Annotated in this window: 1 protein-coding gene and 1 pseudogene; both read left to right on the top strand. The window is 69.2% G+C overall.

The window, feature by feature from the left end:
- The coding region (locus tag B2J89_RS23040; RefSeq protein WP_240965125.1) for a helix-turn-helix domain-containing protein at positions 1–65 on the top strand (65 nt) is incomplete at its 5' end.
- A 105-nt stretch (positions 66–170) separates the two neighbouring features.
- A pseudogene (locus tag B2J89_RS23035) lies at positions 171–299 on the top strand (two-component sensor histidine kinase); the annotation flags it as partial.

Genomic DNA, 299 nt, shown 5'->3' with positions numbered 1-299 from the left:
AGAACCCGCGCCGCATCCTCACGGTGCGCGGCGTGGGCTACGTGTTTGCCAAGCAGCAGGACTAAAAACATGGCCCCCACGCTCCACCGTTATACGGGTCGCTGCCCCCCAAGGGGGCCGCGTTTTGCCTTGGGGCGGCCCGGCGGCAAAACCTCCGTACCGCCATGTCGCTGATCCACCTGTTCTCCCGCCGGCTGTACCTGCGCATCTGGCTTGCCGTGGTCGGCGGCGTCGCGGTGCTCACGCTGCTGGTGGGCTGGGCCTGGCGCGTGGCGGCCGAGCAGAACGCGCAGCAGCAG

Source organism: Acidovorax sp. SRB_24 (genome assembly GCF_012931925.1).
Note: the sequence above shows the minus strand (reverse complement) of the source record. Positions and strands in the feature narration are given on the sequence as shown.